This window comes from Amycolatopsis alkalitolerans (assembly GCF_006152065.1).
Classification (GTDB): Bacteria; Actinomycetota; Actinomycetes; order Mycobacteriales; family Pseudonocardiaceae; genus Amycolatopsis_E; species Amycolatopsis_E alkalitolerans.
The window spans coordinates 159,129-177,928 of record NZ_VDFW01000011.1 but is presented as its reverse complement, the minus strand read 5'-3'; the positions used below and the strand labels follow the sequence as shown (position 1 = coordinate 177,928).

At 71.6% G+C, this 18,800-nt stretch carries 16 protein-coding genes; 10 read left to right on the top strand and 6 right to left on the bottom strand.

The window, feature by feature from the left end; genetic code table 11:
• Window positions 1-8 precede the first annotated feature (8 nt).
• The 10 genes from FG385_RS15455 to FG385_RS15410 all read left to right on the top strand — a co-directional run bounded on the left by FG385_RS15455 (window position 9) and on the right by FG385_RS15410 (window position 11,455).
• Entirely contained in the window at window positions 9-1,022 is a 1,014-nt protein-coding gene (locus tag FG385_RS15455; protein ID WP_139097413.1) for a sugar ABC transporter substrate-binding protein, read from the top strand.
• Window positions 1,022-2,521, top strand: a complete 1,500-nt coding sequence (locus FG385_RS15450) for a sugar ABC transporter ATP-binding protein (RefSeq protein ID WP_139097412.1) — start codon at window positions 1,022-1,024, stop codon at window positions 2,519-2,521. The genes FG385_RS15455 and FG385_RS15450 overlap by 1 nt, the downstream gene beginning before the upstream one ends.
• Window positions 2,518-3,513, top strand: a complete 996-nt coding sequence (locus FG385_RS15445; RefSeq protein ID WP_139097411.1) for an ABC transporter permease — start codon at window positions 2,518-2,520, stop codon at window positions 3,511-3,513. The genes FG385_RS15450 and FG385_RS15445 overlap by 4 nt, the downstream gene beginning before the upstream one ends.
• A gap of 63 nt (window positions 3,514-3,576) precedes the next feature.
• Window positions 3,577-4,776: a hydantoinase/oxoprolinase N-terminal domain-containing protein gene (locus FG385_RS15440; protein ID WP_139097410.1), complete on the top strand. Its 1,200-nt coding sequence runs from the start codon at window positions 3,577-3,579 to the stop codon at window positions 4,774-4,776.
• Complete coding sequence (locus FG385_RS15435; protein WP_139097409.1) at window positions 4,773-5,873, top strand: S-methyl thiohydantoin desulfurase domain-containing protein; 1,101 nt, start codon at window positions 4,773-4,775, stop codon at window positions 5,871-5,873. Before FG385_RS15440 ends, FG385_RS15435 begins: the two co-directional genes overlap by 4 nt.
• Window positions 5,870-7,390 carry a PucR family transcriptional regulator gene (locus FG385_RS15430; RefSeq protein WP_139097408.1) on the top strand — a complete coding sequence of 507 codons (1,521 nt, stop codon included), beginning with the start codon at window positions 5,870-5,872 and terminating at the stop codon, window positions 7,388-7,390. Before FG385_RS15435 ends, FG385_RS15430 begins: the two co-directional genes overlap by 4 nt.
• 251 nt (window positions 7,391-7,641) lie before the next feature.
• On the top strand, window positions 7,642-10,005 hold the full coding sequence (locus FG385_RS15425; protein WP_139097407.1) for a sensor histidine kinase: 2,364 nt from the start codon (window positions 7,642-7,644) through the stop codon (window positions 10,003-10,005).
• Window positions 10,002-10,415, top strand: a complete 414-nt coding sequence (locus tag FG385_RS15420; RefSeq protein ID WP_139097406.1) for a roadblock/LC7 domain-containing protein — start codon at window positions 10,002-10,004, stop codon at window positions 10,413-10,415. Before FG385_RS15425 ends, FG385_RS15420 begins: the two co-directional genes overlap by 4 nt.
• A 19-nt stretch (window positions 10,416-10,434) precedes the next feature.
• Complete coding sequence (locus FG385_RS15415) at window positions 10,435-10,806, top strand: DUF742 domain-containing protein (protein WP_139097405.1); 372 nt, start codon at window positions 10,435-10,437, stop codon at window positions 10,804-10,806.
• 91 nt (window positions 10,807-10,897) lie between these two features.
• Entirely contained in the window at window positions 10,898-11,455 is a 558-nt protein-coding gene (locus FG385_RS15410; protein WP_200834472.1) for a GTP-binding protein, read from the top strand.
• Window positions 11,456-11,561: 106 nt separating this feature from the next.
• Here FG385_RS15410 and FG385_RS15405 read toward each other — a convergent pair whose 3' ends face one another.
• The 6 genes from FG385_RS15405 to FG385_RS15380 all read right to left on the bottom strand — a co-directional run bounded on the left by FG385_RS15405 (window position 11,562) and on the right by FG385_RS15380 (window position 18,799).
• Window positions 11,562-13,232 (bottom strand): hydantoinase B/oxoprolinase family protein, encoded by a 1,671-nt coding sequence (locus FG385_RS15405; RefSeq protein WP_139097404.1) that lies wholly within the window; start codon window positions 13,230-13,232, stop codon window positions 11,562-11,564.
• Window positions 13,229-15,268, bottom strand: coding sequence for a hydantoinase/oxoprolinase family protein (locus FG385_RS15400; protein ID WP_200834471.1), 2,040 nt, complete (start codon window positions 15,266-15,268; stop codon window positions 13,229-13,231). Before FG385_RS15400 ends, FG385_RS15405 begins: the two co-directional genes overlap by 4 nt.
• 111 nt (window positions 15,269-15,379) lie before the next feature.
• Window positions 15,380-16,048 (bottom strand): GntR family transcriptional regulator, encoded by a 669-nt coding sequence (locus FG385_RS15395; RefSeq protein WP_139097403.1) that lies wholly within the window; start codon window positions 16,046-16,048, stop codon window positions 15,380-15,382.
• Entirely contained in the window at window positions 16,045-16,908 is an 864-nt protein-coding gene (locus FG385_RS15390; protein ID WP_139097402.1) for an ornithine cyclodeaminase family protein, read from the bottom strand. Before FG385_RS15390 ends, FG385_RS15395 begins: the two co-directional genes overlap by 4 nt.
• Window positions 16,909-16,913: 5 nt before the next feature.
• A complete protein-coding gene (locus FG385_RS15385; RefSeq protein ID WP_139097401.1) occupies window positions 16,914-17,915 on the bottom strand; it encodes a proline racemase family protein in 1,002 nt (333 codons plus the stop codon).
• Window positions 17,915-18,799, bottom strand: coding sequence for a dihydrodipicolinate synthase family protein (locus tag FG385_RS15380; protein WP_139097400.1), 885 nt, complete (start codon window positions 18,797-18,799; stop codon window positions 17,915-17,917). The genes FG385_RS15385 and FG385_RS15380 overlap by 1 nt, the downstream gene beginning before the upstream one ends.
• Between the last annotated feature and the right edge of the window lies 1 nt (window position 18,800).

Sequence of the window (18,800 nt, the reverse complement as noted above, 5' to 3'; positions counted from 1 at the left end):
AGGGCTCGATGAAAACCTCGCTTCGACTCGCGGCACTCGCGGGCGCGGCGGCACTGACGGTGTCGCTGGCCGCGTGCAGCCGCCCCAGCACCCAGGCCGCGGCACCCACTTCGGCGGCGCCCGCGGACAAGACCCTGTCGATCGGCTTCCTCGGCTTCGCGAAGGCCAACTCCTTCGCGCAGGCGACGTGGGCCGGGATCCAGGAGTACGCGAAGGCGCACAACGCGACCGCGACCTTCCTGGATTCGAACTTCGACGGCCCCACCCAGGTCAACCAGCTGCAGGACGCCGTCACGTCCAAGCGCTACGACGTGGTGATCGTGCAGGCCAATGACGGGACCGCGATCGTGAACGCGGTCAAGCAGGCCGTCGCGGCCGGGATCACCGTGGTCATCGAGTTCACCCCGGTCGGCGGTGACTACTCGACGACCGGCCCGCAGGTGCCCGGCACGGTCAGCATCGTGGACGCGCCCACGCTCAACGGCCAGGGCCTGGCCACCCTGGGCCTCGGCGCGTGCAAGGAGGCCGCGGCGACCCCGTGCAAGGTGGCCTACCTGCAGGGCTTCGCGAACTACCCGCTCGACACCGCCCGCACCAACGCCACCGTGGACGCGCTCAAGGCCGGTGGCGCCGACGTCGTGGCGAGCGTGGTCGGCGGCTACACGCCGGACTCCGGGCGGGCGGCGTTCCAGAACGTGCTGCAGGCCCACCCCGACGTCAACGTCGTGATCGGCTCGTCGCAGGCGATCGAGGGCGCGGCGCCGCTGGCGGCGGGCAAGAACATCAAGTTCGTCGGCAACGGCGGTTCGACCCAGGCCTTCGACGGCGTCAAGACCGGTTCCTGGTACGGCGTGTACGTCATCCCCGAGAAGACGGAGGGCGCGAAGGCGGCCGAACTGGGGCTGGCCAAGGCGCGCGGCCAGCAGGTGCCGGTCGCGACCGACGCGCGCACGCTGACCCCGTACAAGGCGCTCGGCACGAAGGAGACCCTCGCCGGGCAGACCGCGGACTACTCCGACTGATGCGGGCGCCCGCGATCTCCGTGCGCGGAGCCGGAAAGAGCTACAGCGGGGTTTCGGTCCTCCGCGACATCGACCTGGACATCGCCCCCGGTGAGATCCACAGCCTCGTCGGGGAAAACGGCGCCGGCAAGAGCACGCTGCTGAAGATCCTCGGCGGCGCCGTCCGGGCCGACGCGGGCACGGTCAGCTTCGACGGCGTCCCGGCCACGATCCACAACCCGCGGGACGCGATCCGGCACGGCATCAGCCTCATCTCGCAGGAGGGCGCGCTGGTGCCGGCCAGGACCGTGCTGGAGAACGTGTTCCTCGGCCGGTGGTCGAACCGGGCGGGGTTCGCGCGCCGCCGCGGCGACCGCCGGGCGTTCGGCGGACTCCTTGCCACCACGGGGTTCGTGGTCGATCCGCAGGCCCGCGTGGCCGAACTGCCGATCGGGGTCCAGCAGCAGGTCGAGATCCTTCGCTCACTGGCGCGCGGCGCGCGGGTGCTGGCCATGGACGAGCCGACGGCGGTGCTGACCGAGCGCGAGAAGGAGAACCTGCTGGAGCTGATCCGGCGGCTCGCGGCCGGTGGCACCACCGTCATCCTCGTTTCGCACTTCCTCGACGAGGTGCTCGGCGTCGCCGACCGGGTCACCGTGCTGCGCGACGGGGACCTGGTGATCAGCGAGGAAGCGGCGAAGCACACCCCCGGCACGCTCGTCCGGCACATGGTCGGGCGGCAGCTCGACGTACCGCACCCCGATCCCCCGCCGCTGCCCGCCGGCGCGCCCGTGCGCCTGGCCGCGAAGGGCCTGGGCCGCGGCATGGTCGAGGGCATCGACCTGACCGTGCGGGCCGGGGAGATCCTCGGCATCGCCGGGCTCGTCGGCAGCGGCCGCACCGAAACCCTGCGGCTGCTGTTCGGCGCCGACCGGGCCACCGCGGGCGTCGTCGAGGTCGACGGGAAGGCGCTGACGAGACCGACCCCGCGGCGCGCGATGGGTGCGGGGATCGCGATGGTGCCAGAGTCCCGCAAGGACCAGGGCCTGGTCATGGCCCGCTCGGTGCGCGAGAACGTGGCGCTCGCTTCCCTGGGCGTTCGGCGGTTCGGGCCGTTCGTCCGGCGCCGCGGCGAGCGCTCGGCGGTCGGGCGGGTTTCGGCGTCGGTGGACATCCGCGCCGCGAAGCCCGACGCCGCGATCGAAACCCTCTCCGGCGGCAACCAGCAGAAAGCGTTGTTCGCCAAGTGGTTGCTGCGCGGACCGCGCGTGCTGCTGATCGATGAACCCACGCGCGGCGTCGACGTCGCCGCCAAGACCCAGATCCACCAGCTGATCGTCGAACTGGCCGCACAGGGCATCGCGGTGGTCGTGGTGTCCTCGGAGATCGAAGAGGTGCTCGGGCTCGCCCACCGGGTGCTGGTACTGCGGCACGGCCGGATCGCCGGCCAGTTCACCCGGGGCGCACCACGCGAGGACGTCATCGCGGTGGCCTTCGGGCAGGAAGGGGAATCGGCATGACCGTCGACACCGCAACCGACACGGCGAGCACCACCGCCGCGACCAAGGCCGCGCGCCGGGGCGGGCGGGTGCGCGACTACGGGATCGTGGTCGCGCTGCTCGCGATCGTGCTGGCGCTTTCGCTGTCCACCAGCACGTTCCTGAGCACCTCGAACATGATCAACCTGCTCGACCAGTGCTCGGTCGTGGGGCTGCTGGCCGCGGGCGCGACCATCTGCATCATGAGCGGGGTCTTCGACCTGACCGCGAGCGCTTCGCTGGCCGTGTCGGCGATCATCGGGGTGCAGGCCGGGCGCCAGTTCGGGGTGCTCGCCGGGTTCGCCGCGGCGGTCGTCGCGGGCGCGCTGCTCGGGCTGGTCACCGGCACGGTCGTGGTCCGCAGCGGGGTGCATTCGTTCATCGCGACGCTCGCCACCAGCATCGTCTACCGCGGGCTCGCCGTGATCGTCACCGCCGGATCCATCGTCTACCCGCTGGCCGGTAGCCAAGAGGATTTCGCCATGCTCACCTGGCCTTCCATCGGCGGGCTGACCTCGGCGACGATCGTGTTCCTCGTCGTGGTCGGCGCGATCTGGGTACTCGTCTCGGCCACCACGTTCGGCCGCCGCGTCTACGCCGTGGGCGGCAACGCCGAAGCGGCGCGGCTGTCCGGCATCCGCGTCGGCCAGGTCCGGATCGCGGCCTACGTGGTGAGCGGGATCTGCTCCGCGCTCGCCGGGCTGATCCTCGCCTCGCGCGCGGGTTCGGCGCAGTCGAGCATGGCTACCGGGATGGAGCTGTCCGCGATCGCGGCCGCGGTCATCGGGGGCACCAGCATCCTCGGCGGCGAGGGCGCGATCTGGCGCGGGGTGGTCGGCGCGCTGCTGCTCACCCTCATCGGCAACGGCTTCAACCTGCTCGGCTGGGACACCACCTACCAGCAGGTCGTGCAGGGCTGCCTGATCCTGCTCGCCGTCACCGTCGACCGGTACCTGCGGAAAAAGTCCAGGTAGCGCCAGCCCCTCGCCCGACCACCACCCCCCCATGGAGACGCTTCGCGACGCTAGATTGTGCAGATGCGGGTGGGCGTCAGCCTCGGTCCGGGACGGTCGTGCGCGGTGGCCGTCTCCGGCCGCGCCGTGCGCGCCACGGTGACCGGGACCGATCCGGCGAAGCTCATCACCGAGATCGTGCGCGCCTGCCCGGAACCCCCGAGCGGCATCGTGGTCGATCTGAGCGAACTGCTGGCCGATCACGTGCTGCGTCACCACGAACGGCTCTCGCCCGTGGTGATGATCCGCGTCGTGCCGCGCGCCGCCACCGACCCGGCGCTGGCGCGGCATCCGGACGAGGTCGTCGAACGGCTCATCGCGCACCGCCACACCGTGCCGGGCGGGCATGACCTGTTCGGCCGCGAACTGCGCCCGATCGACCGCGGCGCACTGCGCGCGGTCTGCCGGGAGATCCAGCAGGGCCCGGCCCGCGACATCGCCGTCGTCGCTTCGGGTTCGCCCGCCCAGCCGCGGCACGAACGCGAGGTCGCGGACAGCCTGCAGGCGGCGATGCCGGACGCGCGGATCTCCGCCGCCTACGAGTTCGGCGGGCACGGGCTCGCCGCGCGCGAGGCGACCGTCGTGCTCAACGCGGCGCTCACCGGTGCCGCCGGCCGGATCCTCGACGCGTGCCGGCGCGGCGCGCGGGGCATCCCGTTCCGCCTCGCGCGCGGCGACGGCGGCTGGGTCAGCCCCGAGCGGCTCCGCGCGCTGCCGGTGCTCGGGATCGGCGCGGCCGAGGCACTCCGGCTGCAGGGCGCGGCCCATCTCGCTGGCACGCCCGACTGCCGCGTGCTGCTGGACGGCCCGCGGCCGGTGGTCGGCGACGTTCGCCGCGGCCTCGCCGCCGTCCGGCCGCAGATGGTGAGCGAGCTCGGCAGCGCGCTGGTCACCCCGACCGCCGTGCTGACCCGCGCCGACGCCTCCCGCGCGAGCGACATCGCGTTCGTGAAGGCCGACCAGGACGCGGGTGAGCTGACCTGCGTCGGCGCCGCTGTGAGCCGCCCGACCGCGTGGCTCGACGAGATCGCGTTCATCGAATCGACCGACGAGCTCGACCGGATCCGCCGCGACGCGCAAGCGCGGGCGACCGCGATCGCGACGGCCAACGGCGCCACCCCGGGCCGGGCCGACGCCGTCGAGGTGTCGACCGTGGCGGTGCCGTACAGCCCGTCCGGCACCGTGCGGGTGCGGGTGCGCGTGGCGGGAGCGCCAGAGCCATGAGCACCCGGTACGTCGGCGCCGCCACCACGATCAGCGCGGAGGACGTGCCCGCGCTGTACGAGGGCGCCAAGTTCTACTCACCCGCCGTCGCGCCGGACAAGACCACGCTGCTGTCGTGGACCGCGAGCCTCCTCGACCGCAACGGCCCGGTCACCCTCGTGCGCCCGGACTCGGTCGCGCCGGAGACCCGCTGCGCCGCGATCTGCGTGATCGGTTCCGGGGCCGCGCTGGCCGATCTGCCGCCCTCGGGCGACGAGTTCGCGCTAGCCGTGCGCGAGCTGGAACGCCTGACCCGGCGCCGGTTCGACGCCGTGTACCCGATCGCCGCGGCGACGGTCAGCGCGCTCGCGCCGCTGGCCGCCGCCGCGCAGCTCGACGTGCCACTGCTGGACGCCGACGGGATGGGCCGGACGTTCGCGCTCATCCACCACACCGCGATGCATCTGGGCGGCGTCTCGCCCACCCCGCTGGTGATCCGCGGCGTCACCGGGGAGAACGTCGCGATCACCGCGCCGAGGCCCGCCCGCGCGGACGCGCTGCTACGGTCCAATGTGGACGTCGTCGGCGGGTGGGCCGCGCTGGCCGCCTACCCGGCGACCGCGGGGCAGCTGCGCCGCGCCGCGCTCACCGGCACCGTGTCCCGGCTGATCAACGTCGGCCGCCTCCTGCTGGCCTGCAGCGACCCCGACGTACTGGTGGCCCGGCTCGCCGCGGTGACCGGCTGCCGCCGGATCGGCCGCGGCCGCATCGTCGAACTGGAGCATCTGAGCCGCCCCGCCGACGTCACGATCCCGGCGCACCCCTCCAGTGTGGTGATCGACGAGCTCGGCGGGCAGGGCCGGCTGCTGCGGCTCGAGCTGCGCAGCGAGATCGTCGCGGCGTTCGCCGACGGCGCGCTCGCCGCGGCGGCGCCCGATCTGATCTGCCTCGTGGACGTCCTGCGCGGCGAACTGTCCACACTGGACAGCCTGGAGCCGGGCGACCTGGTGGACGTCCTGGTCATGCCCGCGGACGCGGTCTGGTACTCGGCCGAAGGGCTGGCTATGGTCGGCCCCGCCTCCCACGGCATCCCGCTGGACCACCCGAGGCGCCGATGACCAGAGCGCCACTGGCCCCGCTGGATCTCGCCGAACTGCTGCGCGTCGAACCGCTGTCCCGCGCGGAAGCCGTGCACCTGCCCGATCCGGCGCGGCACGTGCATCAGGTCGTGCTCGCCGAAACCTTCGACCGGCTGCACCGGGCCGCCCCGCATTCCCTGGTGGTCCTGCACGACGAGGCCGCGACCGGCGGCTGGGCGCTCGCCGCGGCACTGCACGCCGGGTGGGAACGCAACGTGTCGGCCGTCGCGGTGCCCGCCCACGCGATGAACCCGTCGAGTGCCGTGCTCGCCGAACGGCTGGGGATCGCTCTGCTGGTCATCGAAGACGAACCGGTCGACGTCGCGCTCACCCTCGCCGGGCAGGTCAGCGCGCCGCAAGCGGCCCGCGCGCTGCGGGTCGCGCTGTGCGCGGAGCGGCTCGCCGAGCAGTCGAGCATCCGCGGCGTGCTGGGTGTGCTGAACAGCGAACTCTCCCCGATCCCGGTCGCGCTCACGACCGGCGGCGCCGTCACGGCCGGGCGCGCGGCCGGCGCCGCGGGCAAACCGGTCGGCACCACCGTGCGCGTCGACATCACCGCCGCCGGGCGCCCGTGGGCCGAACTGGTCGCCGCGATCCCCGCGAAGAGCGCCGCCGCGGCCGGGCATGTCGAATCGGTGCTGCGGCTTGCGCGCCTGCCGTTGCTGGCGGTGTGGGCGCAGACCCGGATGAACAGCTCCGCACAGGCGGCACAGGAACAAGCGGCCTTCGGATTGCTGCGCCGCCTCGTCACCGAGCCCGCCGACACCCGGCAGGCGACCGAAATCGAGGTCCCGGCGTGGACGGGTGAACTGGGCTGGCGGGTGGAGGGCCGCAACCGCGCGGTGTGGATCTCGCCGCTGCGGGGCGCGCCGGCCGAGGAGCTCACGCAATTGATCCGCGCCGCCTGGCAGCAGCACCGGCCGGACTGGCCGCTGGTCGCCGACTCCGACGGCTGGATCTCGTGGCAGAACCTCGCGGACGGCGAGGACAGCGCCGACGACACCGCGTCCGGGATGCGCCGGGCGATCGGCTCGGTCGCCGGCGCGGCCGAAAGCCACGCGCTCGTCCTCGGCGTCGGCGGCTTGCACGATGGTGTCCCCGGTCTCATGCGCTCGGTCACCGAAGCCCGGCTGGCCGCGCACGTGGCCCGCGACGGCGGCCCCGGTTCGGTGCAGTGGTTCGACCAGGTCGGGGCCCGCGCGGTGCTGGCCTGGCTGCCGCGCGCGCAGATCGCCGAGGTCGCCGACCTGTGCCTGGCCGATCTGATGGAGGCACGTGACCGCACGGCCCTGGTCGATACCGTGCTCGCGGTCCTCGACTGTGGTGGATCCCTCAGCCAGGCGTCCGCGCGGCTCGGCGTGCACCGCAACACCGTGCTCTCGCGAGTCGCGCGGGCGAAGGAACTGGGCCTGGTGCTCGACGACCCGGCGCGGCGGCTCGCGCTGCACGTTCTGTGCTATTCGCTGGCCTCGCTCTGGGTGCGCGGACGGTCGTGAGCCGATTCCCCTTGGGGCAGCAGAAATTCTCTACCGTGAGTGGTTGGAAAATGTTCGCCATCGCGTGTCAAGACCCACCTTGGAGTTAACAAAAACATGAAGTTGACTCACAGTTGCCAGCACGATTAACCTGCGCCATGTACCTGGGCGCGGGGGCCCTGGCCAGCTACTGACGAGTGTGGGAAGGCCCTGCAGGAGCCTTGAAGAAGAATCCCGGGACACATAACCGACGTGCGTCGATCCGGACGAGGGTGCTCTCGATCGCCTTCGTGCCCAGTATCGCGCTGCTGCTGGCGGGTGTGGCGCTGGCAGGCTATCTGCTGTACACGGCGATCGCGGCGCGCGAGTTCATCACGAAGGTGCACGACTCCGCCCCCATCGCCGTGCAGTTCTTCGCCTCGGTGCAGCAGGAGCGCCAGCTCACGCTCACCGATCTGGCGACACACGGATCCGTAACGGCGCAACTCGACCAGACACGCGCGAAGACCGACGCCACCGGCGCGGGCCAGGCCCAGAACCTGGCGGGACTCTACAGCCAGGCGCCGGCCCGCGTGCAGGCGAGTATCGACCGCACCGCCGCGAACTTCGCGCAGCTGCCGGACTTCCGCGCCAAGGTCGATGCCGGCCAGGTCTCGTTGCTGGACGCATACACGTTCTACAACCGCATCCTCGACGAGTACACCGAAGGCCTGCTGGGCGTCGCCGAAGGAACGCCGGACGCGCAGACCGCGTACCTGCGCGTGACCGCGATGCCGCTGTTCGTCGCGGCGGACCAGATGGCGCGCAGCGTCGCCCTCGCCTCGGGCGGGTTCAGCCAGGGCGGGCTGAACGACGACGAGTACTCCGCGTTCACCGGCGTGGTCGGCGCCTATCACGCCGGGTTCGACAACGCGGTGCCCGAGATGATCCCCGCCGTCGCGCAGCAGTACAACGCGCTCAAGGCGAGCCCGGCCTGGACGACCGTCACGAGCGTGGAACGGTCGGTGCTGAACGGGAACCACCGCGCGCTCCCGCCGGGCGTCACCCCGCAGCAGTGGCAGGCGAGCGCGACGCAGGTCGCCGGCGCGCTGATGAACCTCTACATCCAGCAGAGCACCAACGCGACCAATATCGAGATCGACACCGGCAACCGGAACCTGATGACCGCGATCGCGGCCGGGGCGGCGGCGATCGTGCTGGCCGTCCTCGTGACGGTCTTCGCGTGGCGTATGTCGAGCAGGCTCGTGCGCCGGCTCGGCCGCCTGCGCGAGGAGACCCTGGAGATGGCCGACAAGCGGTTGCCCGATCTGGTCGGCCGGGTGCGCAGCGGCCAGGACGTCGACCTCGACCGCGAGATGTCCTTGCTGGACCACGGAAGCGACGAGATCGGGCAGGTCGCCGACGCGTTCAACAAGGCGCAGCAGACCGCCGTCGCGGCCGCGGTGGACGAGGCGAAGACCCGCGAGGGCACGTCCAAGGTGTTCCTCAACATCGCCCACCGCAGCCAGGTCCTGGTGCACCGCCAGCTCCAGGCGCTCGACGAGGCCGAGCGCAAACAGGAGGACCCCGACCAGCTCGACCTGCTGTTCAAACTCGACCACCTGTCCACCCGGGCCCGCCGCAACGCGGAGAACCTGATCATCCTCGGCGGCGAGCGGCCCGGTCGGCAGTGGCGCAACCCGGTGGCGCTGGCCGATCTCATCCGCGGCGCGACCGCCGAGACCGAGGACTACACGCGGGTCAACGTCGGCCGGATGCCGGGGCTCGCGGTGAACGGCCCCGTGGTCGCCGACCTGATCCACCTGCTCGCCGAACTGATCGACAACGCGACGTCGTTCTCGCCGCCGCAGTCACGGGTCGAGGTCTGGGGCGACGTGGTCGGCCGCGGCGTCGTGCTGGAGATCGAGGACCAGGGCGTCGGGATGGAGCCGGAGCAGGTCGAAGAGCTCAACGCGATGCTCGCCGACCCGCCGGACTTCAGCGTGATGGCGCTCTCCCACGAGCCGCGACTGGGCCTGTTCGTGGTCGCGCGGCTGGCTTCACGGCACGGTATCTCGGTCACCCTGCGGCATTCGGCCTACGGCGGCACGCGCGCGATCGTGCTCGTCCGCTCGGATCTGCTGACCCCGGTGCCGGTGGCCGAGGAGCCGGCGCCCGCCGCCCAGCCGGTCGGAGTTCCGGCGCAGCAGGCCGCGGCGAACCACCCGAGCCTCCCGGCCCGGCAACCGCAGCCGGTGCCGCCGCCGGAGGACATCCCGGGGCACAACGGCACGCTCGCCCCCGCCGAGGCCGGCACGCGCGTCGACCTGTTCCGCCCCGCGCGCGAGCAGCCACCGGCACCGGCCCCGAGCCGCCCGCAGCAGCCACCACGCCAGAACCGCCCGCCGGCCGACACCCGGTCCCCGCAGCCGCAGGGCCCGCTGTCGCCCGACCGGCCCCAGCTGCCACGGCGGCGGCGCCAGCAGAACCTGGCGCCCCAGCTGCGGACGGACGAAACACCTTTCCCCGAAACGACGATGGAGCCCAGGGACGACCCGGACCAAGCCCGTACCCGCCTCGCCGCGTTCCAGCAGGGAACCCGGCGTGCCCGCAGCCAGGATCCCGCCGCCACCGACTTCTTTGGAGAGCACCGATGACCAATCCGGGGATGAACGAGCTGGACTGGTTGCTCGACGATCTGCTGCAGCAGGTGGCCGGCGCGGACCGCGCGGTCGTGCTGTCGGCCGACGGGCTGCTCATCGGCCGGTCCACCAACCTGACCGAGGAGGACGGCGAACACCTCTCGGCCGTCGCCTCGGCGTTCCAGAGCCTGGCGAAGGGCACCGGCCGCCATTTCGGCGGCGGGCAGGTGCGCCAGACGGTGGTGGAGATGGACCACGCGTTCCTCTTCGTCACCGCCGCCGGGTACGGTGCCTGCCTCGCGCTGCTCACCAGCGACGATGCCGACATGGGGCTGGTCGCGTACGCGATGAACATGATGATCAAGCGGGTCGGCACGATGCTCAGCACGGCGCCGCGCGTCGAGCACGCCGGCGGCTACGCATGATGGCCGGGTGCGCGGTGCCATGACGGCCGAGGAAGAGGCCTGGTTCGACGACGACGCCGGCCCGCTGGCCCGGCCCTACACCGTCACCGGCGGGCGCACCCGCACGGGCACGGTCGGCCTCGATCTGCTCACCCTCGTGGTCGCGGTGACCACGATCATGGAGGCGGCCATGCTGCCGCAGGAGTACGCCCGCGTCGTGCGCCTGCTGCAGCAGCCGCTGTCGGTGGCCGAGGTCGCCGCGTACCTCGAGCTGCCGCTGCCGGTGGTGAAGGTGCTACTGGCCGACCTGATCGAGCAGAACCACGTCATCTTCCGCAGCGCGAACCCGATGACCGCGGCCCCCGACGAACGCATCCTCCAGGCGGTGCTCGATGGCATCCGCAGACTCTGATAGGGCGGCAACGAAAGTGGACTCCCCCGTTCGAGGACAGCTCTCGAACCCTGGCGGCGGCGTGCCGCGGTACCGGCGCAACCTCAACGCGATGACGCTGAAGCTGCTCATCGCGGGCGGGTTCGGGGTCGGGAAGACGACGATGGTCGGCTCGGTCAGCGAGGTTCCCCCGCTGCACACCGAGGAAGCGCTCACCGCCGTGTCCGCGGGCGTGGACGACCTGACCGGCGTGGAGCGCAAGACCACCACGACCGTCGCGCTCGACTTCGGGCGCATCACGGTCAACCCCGAGCTGATCCTGTACCTGTTCGGCACGCCGGGGCAGGACCGGTTCTGGTTCATGTGGGACGAACTCGCGCTCGGCGCGCTCGGCGCGGTGGTCCTCGCCGACACGCGACGGCTGGAAAGCTGCTTCCCCGCCATCGACTTCTTCGAGCGGCGCGGCCTGCCGTTCGTGGTCGGCGTGAACTGCTTCGACCGCGCCTACCGCTACGGCACGGAAGAGATCCGGGACGCGCTGGAACTCGACCCGGCGATCCCGGTCCTGCTGTGCGACGCGCGCGAGAAGGAGTCGACCAAGCAGGTCCTGGTCACCCTCATCGAACACGTCATGGCCACCAAACGCGGTCTCCCCGCCCCCCTCCCTTAGCCCCGCGAGTCCGGCTTTCCCCGCGCGCGAGTCGGAATCCACCGCACCCGAGTCCGGCCTTCCCCGCACCCGAGTCGGGCCACCACCGCGCGAGTCCGGCTTTCGGCTACGAGTCGCCGATGCCGTACCGGCTCAGCGCGCGCTCCGCGGTGATGTTGCGGTCCGCGACGTCGGCCCGCACGTCCTCGGCGTCGCGCTCGACCGGATCGCCGTAGCCGCCGCCACCGCCGGTCGCGCAGCGGATCACGTCACCCCGGCGGATCGCGGTCCCGTTGACCTTGAGCATCCGCCGCTCGTCGGACCGCCCGGGGTTGATCACGACCTCGGGGCCGACCGCGTCCTCGCCGCCGAACAGGCCCCACGCCGGCTGCCGGGACCGTTCGAACCACAGCGACAGCGAGCAGTCGGTCTGCGCCTCGTACTCGCGGATCACGCCGTTGCCGCCACGCCACCTCCCCGCGCCACCCGAATCGGGACGGATGCGGTATTCGGTGATCCGGAAGGGATAGCGGGTCTCCAGCACTTCGATCGGGATGTCCTTCAGCGATCCGTTCACGTTGTTGATGAGAGCGCTTTCCCCGTCCGAACCCGACCACGCGCCCCAGCCGCCGACGGTGGCCTCGAGGCTGACGAACTCGCGGCCGAACCGCGGATCCAGCCCGGAGGTCAGCACGATCATCGAGTCCCCGTGGCTCGCGCCCGCGACCCGGTCCGGCATCGCGGGGGCGAGCGCGCGGGCGACCATGTCGATCAGCAGGCCCAGATGCGAGAAGTACCACTGGCACGCCGCCGGTGCCGTCGCGCCGAGCACCGAGCCCTCGCGGACCTGCGTGGTCATCGTGCGGAACGAGCCGCCGTTACCGGCCAGATCCGGGCTCACCAGCAGCTTGTAGCCCACGCGCAGCGCGGAAACCGCTTGTGCCACACCGCAGTTGACCGGTCCCGCGGTCTGGCCGGCGGACTCGGTGACGTCGAAGTCGATCGTCTCCCCGTCGACGGTGATCTTGAGCCGGATGGGGACCGGGGCGTCGAGCGCGACCCCGTCGTTGTCCAGCACGCCTTCCGCGGCGTACACCCCGTCCGGGATCGCGGCGATCGTTTCGCGCTCGAGCAGTTCGGTCTGGCGGAAGATCTCGTCGCGCGCCAGCTCCAGGGTTTCCAGGCCGAACCGGTCCACGATCTCGCGCAGCCGCTTCTCCCCCATCGTGATGCAGGCGATCATCGCATGCATGTCACCCGTTGTGGGATAAGGGAAACGTACGTTGCGGGCGATCGTGTCCATCAGCGCGGCCTCGTTCTCGCCACCGGAGACGAGCTTCTGCGGGCCGAGCCGCAGGCCCTCCTGGAAGATCGACACCGAGTCCATCGAACCGCCGGGGTCCTTGGAGCCGACGTCGATCCAGTGCGCGCGCGACGCGGTGAACCCGATCAGCGTGTCCCCGGCGAAGACCGGGCCGAAGATCGTCACGTCGTTGAGGTGCGTGCCGCCGAGGTAGCTGTCGTTGAGGATCCACACATCGCCCGGCTGCCACACTTCGCGGCCGAACTGCTCCTCGGTCGCCTTCGTGCACGTCTCGAGGTTCCCCAGGAAGATCGGCAGGCCCGCGGACTGGCCGAGCACCTGGTGCTCGGCATCCAGCAGCGCGACCACGCAGTCGCCGCATTCGTAGATGATGGGGGTGTAGGCCGAACGGATCAGCGTCGCGTTCATGTCGTCCGCCGCCGAGTTGAGCGCGTTGCGGATGATCTCGACGGTCACCGGGTCGACGGTGGTCATGGCAGCTCCTTGATGATCAGCGAACCGATCTCATCGACGGTCACCGAGTAACCGGGGGGAACGACGGTGGTGGCGGTGTCCTCGAGGATCACTGCCGGCCCTTCGAGGGCGTGTCCGGCGAGCAGGTCGTCGCGGCGCGCGAAGATCGAATCCTGTGGTACGCCGCCGAAAACGACCTGACTGGTCTCGTGCGGGAACGCCGGCCCCTGAGCCTGCGGCCATTTCTGCGGCTCCGGCCGGCCCAGATCGCCGAAAGCGGCACTGCGCACCGTGACGAACTCGATGGGCGCGCCGCGGTTCGCATGCCCGTAGCGGCTGTGGTGCATCTCGGCGAACCGTTCGGCGATCGTCTTGAGGAAGTCCGGTGTGGACGGTTCGGCGGCGTCATCCAGAGGAACGGTCAAAGTGTATTCCTGTGCGGCGTAACGGATATCGACCGAGTGCTGCACGGAACGGTGCTCCTCCGCTACGCCTTCTTCACCCAAAGTGGACAGTCCGTGCTCCTCGAGCCGGGTCAGCACGGTGGTCAGACCGGCGCCGTCAAGGTCCTCGTCGAGGCAGAAGTACGGTTCGGTGAAGTCCTTGCGAATCTTCGTCTGCAGCATGCCCCACGCCGAGAACGCGCCGGGGAAACGCGGCACGATGGTTTCGGTGATGCCCAGCTCGCGGGCGAGGAACACCGCGTGCATCGGGCCCGCGCCGCCGAACGCGACGAGGCTCGAATCGCGCGGTTCGATCCCCCGGGACACGGTGATCGTCCGGATCGCCTGTGCCATCTTGGAATTCGCCACGTCGCAGATACCCTCGGCCATCGCGATCGCGTCCAGGCCGAAAGCCTCGCCGAGCTCGCGGACCGCGCCGGAAGCGCTTTCCGTGTCGAGCGTCAGCTGGCCGCCCGCGAAGCCGTTGGGGTCGATCCGCCCGAGCACGAGGTTCGCGTCGGTCACGGTCGGCTCGGTGCCGCCGCGCCCGTAGCACGCCGGCCCGGGCCTGGCACCGGCCGAACGCGGGCCGACCCGCAGGCCGCCGGCCTCCACCCAGGCCACCGAGCCACCGCCCGCGCCGACGGTGTGGATGTTGACCACGCTCATCAGCATCGGCAGCCCTTCGAGGTGGGCCTCCGCCGACACGTCGGGTTCGCCGCCGACGATGAGCGAGACGTCGAACGAGGTCCCGCCCATGTCGATGCCGATCAGGTTGTCCCGGCCGCTGACCCGGGACAGCTCGGCGCACGCGATCGCCCCGCCCACCGGACCGGACAGCAGGGTTTGCAGCGGGCGGGCGCGGGCGGAGTCGGCGGTGAGGATACCGCCGGAGGATTGCATGACGTGCAACGGAACGCCGAGGCCGCGGTCGCGCAGCCGGACTTCGAGATGGCTGAGGTAGCGGCGGACGATCGGGCCGGTATAGCTCTCGATGACCGCCGAGGACGTGCGCTCGTACTCGCGCCACTCCTTCGCGGCCTCATGGGAAAGCGAGACGGTGAAATCCTCCCCCAGCTCTTCGAGGACGATCTCACGAGCGCGAAGCTCGTGGGCGGGGTTGGCGTAGCTGAACAGGAAGGCGATCGCGATCGCGCCGTGGCCACGTTCTTCGGCGGTGTTCGCGGCCGCTCGTACGGCTTGTTCGTCCAGCGGCGTCAGCTCGCTCCCGTCGGGCGCGATCCGGCCGCCGATGCCGAGCACGTCGCGTCGCGGCACGAGTGGCTCGGGCTTGCGGTAGTGCAGATCGTAGAGGCGGGTCCGGGGGCCGCGGGCGATGTGGTAGCTGTCCTCTGCGCCCGCCGTGCCGAGCAGAAGCACCGGCACACCGCGGCGTTCGAGGAAGGCGTTGAGGCCCTGGGTGGTGCCGTGCACGAGGAAGCCGATGTCGCCGGGCGAGCCGACGACCGAGCCGAGCCCGGCCATGACACCCTCGCTCAGGTCGTCGGGCGTAGTCGAGGCCTTACTCGCCGCGAACGCCCCGGCCTCGTCGTCGTAGGTGACCACATCGGTGAACGTGCCCCCGATGTCCATCGACACGCGGTACCGCGCCATGACGAACTCCAATCCAGCAGACGTGCCTGGAAACTAGAAGTTCGCCGTGGCCGCCCGATGTGCTCGCCGCACCCACTCGCGCCCGTCCACTATGCGCCGCGCACTCCAGAGTTAGTGGGCCCAGATGCCGCGGACGTGGCGGATGTGGCGGTCCATCAGGGCCTCCGCGCCGGAGGCGTCGCCCGCGGCGACGAGATCGAGGAGTTCGGCGTGCTCGTGGGAGGAGGGCACGAGCTCACCGCGGTCGGCGAGGGAACGCAGGCCGTAGATCCGCGACCGAGCGCGCAGCGAGCGCACCGTCTCCACCAGGTGCGGGTTGCCGGACTCGGCGAGCAGCCCCAGATGGAACTCCATGTCCACCTTCACGTGGGTGATCAGGTCACCGGCCGCCGCGGCGTCCTCGATCGCCACCGCCAGGGGCCGCAGCCGCTCGATGACCGCCGGGTCCACCCCGGCCTCGGTGATCCGCCGTACCGTCGGCACCTCGATCAGCGCGCGCAGCTCGGACAGCTCGTCCAGGTCCTTTTCGGACAGCTCGGTGACGCGGAAACCCTTGTTCCGCACCGTATCGATAAGCCCTTCCTTGGCCAGGTCGAGCATCGCCTCGCGGACCGGCGTCGCCGACACGCCGAACTGCGCGGCCAGACTCGGCGCGGAATACACCACCCCGGGCCGCAGCTCACCGGAGATCACCGCCGCGCGCAGGGTCTGGATGATCTCGTCGCGGAGATTCGCTCGCGTGCCGAACGAGGGCAGCGCCGGCTGGTCGGATACGGTCACGCGCTCTCCCTGGCCTCATAGCTCCTCGCGGCGATCACCAGATCCTCCCACGCCATCCCCACGCTCTTGAAAAGCCGCGGCGCGTCCGGCGCGGCTTTCACCTCACCGCGCACGGCGGCGGCCAGACCGACCAGGTCCCCGGGCGAACATGCCCCCGCCCGAACGGCCTGGATCACATCGCCCGACTCACGCAGCGCCGTCGCGCGCGACTCGACCGCGACCGTCGAGCGGCGGACCGTCTCGTCGTCGACCTCGCGGGCCTCCGGCTCGTGCGAGCCCACCGCCACGACCGTCGCGTGCGGCGCCAGCAGCGCACCGTCGAACAGCGGCTCGCAGGCGGTCGTGCAGCACGCGACGAGATCCGCGCCCGCTACGTCCGAAGGCGAGCCCACGCGGCCACCTACTGCAGCCGCGAAGGCGCGCGCCCGCCCGGGATCCCGCCCAACCACGACGATCTCCGACACCGGCCGCACCAGGCGCAGGGCCTCGACATGGCTGCGCGCCTGCGGCCCCGCGCCGAACACGACGAGCCGCGCCGCATCCGGTTCGGCCAGAGCGTCCACGGCGACCGCCGAAACCGCCGCCGTCCGCACAGCCGTCAGGGCCACCGCGTCCAGCACCTCCAGCGGGGTCAGGGTTTCGCCGTCCAGCAGCAGGTACTGGCCTTGAATCCGGGACAGCCCGCGTGACGGGTTCCCCGGCGCGACGGTCGCGATCTTGACCCCGGCGTAGCGGCCCCATTCGGCGGGCATGAGCAGGAGCTGCCCGTGCCGCACCGGCACGACCGACCGCGGCGGATCGGCCTCGGGGTCGAGCCCGGCGCGCAGGGCGGCGGCCAGCGCGTCGATGGCCGCGCGCATCCCGATCACAGCTCGAACCCCGCCGGGAACGGGTCGTCGGGATCCAGGAAGTACTGCGCGGTACCGGTCAGCCAGGCCCGGCCGGTGATCGTCGGAACGACCGCCGGGAGGCCGCCGACCTCCGTCTCCTCGACGAGCCGCCCGATGAACTCGGTGCCGATGAACGACTCGTTCCGGAAGTCGGTGTGCAGCGGCAACTGCCCGCGCGCGTGCAGCTGGGCCATCCGCGCGCTCGTCCCGGTGCCGCACGGCGAACGGTCGAACCAGCCGGGGTGGATGGCCATCGCGTGCCGCGAGTGCCGCGCGTCGGAACCTGGCGCGGCGAGGTACACGTGATGGCAGCCGGTGATCTCCGGATTCGCCGGGTGGGCGGGCCGGTCGTGGGCGTTGATCGCGGCCATGATCGCGAGCCCGGCGTCCAGGAGCTTCTGCTTCTCGGCGCGGTCGAACGGCAGGCCCAGCTCGGCAAGCTCGACGATCGCGTAGAAGTTTCCGCCGAACGCGAGGTCGTAACGAACCTGACCGAGGCCGGGCACCGTGACCTTGCGGTCCGGCCCGACCGCGAAGGACGGCACGTTCCGGATGGTGACCGCGCGGGCCACCCCGTCGGACACGGCCACCTCCGCCACGACGAGCCCGGCGGGCGTGTCGAGCCGGACCGTGGTGACCGGCTCGGTCACCTCCACCATCCCGGTCTCGACCAGCACCGTCGCGACGCCGATCGTGCCGTGCCCGCACATCGGCAGGCAGCCGGAGACCTCGATGAACAGCACGCCCCAGTCGGCATCGGGGCGGGCCGGCGGCTGCAGGATCGCGCCGCTCATCGCCGAATGCCCGCGCGGCTCGTTCATCAGCAGCTGCCGCACGTGGTCGAGATGCTCGATGAAGTACCGCCGCCGGTCGAACATCGTCTCGCCCGGAACGAGGCCGACGCCGCCGGTGATGACCCGCGTCGGCATGCCCTCGGTATGCGAGTCCACCGCGTGGAAAACCCGCTTGGCACGCATCAGCGCAGCCCCTCCGCGAGCGCTTTCCCGGTCGCCTCGCGCACCTGCTTCTCCTGCTCGTCGGTCAGCGGCACGCGCGGCTGCCGGCACGCGCCGCCGTACCGGCCGGCCAGATCCATGCTCAGCTTGATCGCCTGGACGAACTCCGTGCGCGAATCCCAGCGCAGCAGCGGATGCAGCTGCCGGTAGAGCGGAAGCGCTTTCTCCAGGTCTCCCGCGCTCGCGGCGCGCCACAGCTCGACGCACGCCCTCGGCAGGGCGTTGGGATACCCGGCCACCCAGCCCGGCGAGCCCGAGATCGCCAGCTCGAGCGACACGTCGTCCGCTCCACAAAGGACATCCAGGCCGGGGGCCAGTTCGGCGATCCGGTACGGGCGGCGCACATCACCGGAGAACTCCTTGACCCCGACGATCAGCCCCTCCGCGTGCAGCTCCGCGAGCAGTTCCGGCACGAGATCGACCTTGGTGTCGAACGGGTTGTTGTAGGCCACGATCGGCAGGCCCGCCTTCGCGACCTCGCGGTAGTGCGCGAGCACCGCGCGGTCGTCGGCCCGGTAGGCGTTGGGGGGCAACAACATCACCGCCGGGCAACCCAGTTCGGCGGCGTGCTCGGCCCAGCGCCGCGACTCCGCGGCACCGTAGGCGGCGACTCCCGGCATGACGGTGAAGCCCTCGGGCGCGGCCTCGACCGCGGTGGCGACGACTCGCGCGCGCTCCTCCGGCGTGAGCGTCTGGTACTCCCCCAGCGAGCCGTTCGGGGTCACCCCGTCGCAGCCTTCCGCGGCGAGCCAGGCGACGTGCTCGCCGTACTTCTCGAAGTCGACGGTGAGGGTCTCGGTGAGCGGCAACGCGGTCGCCACCAGGACTCCGTGCCATGCGGTCATG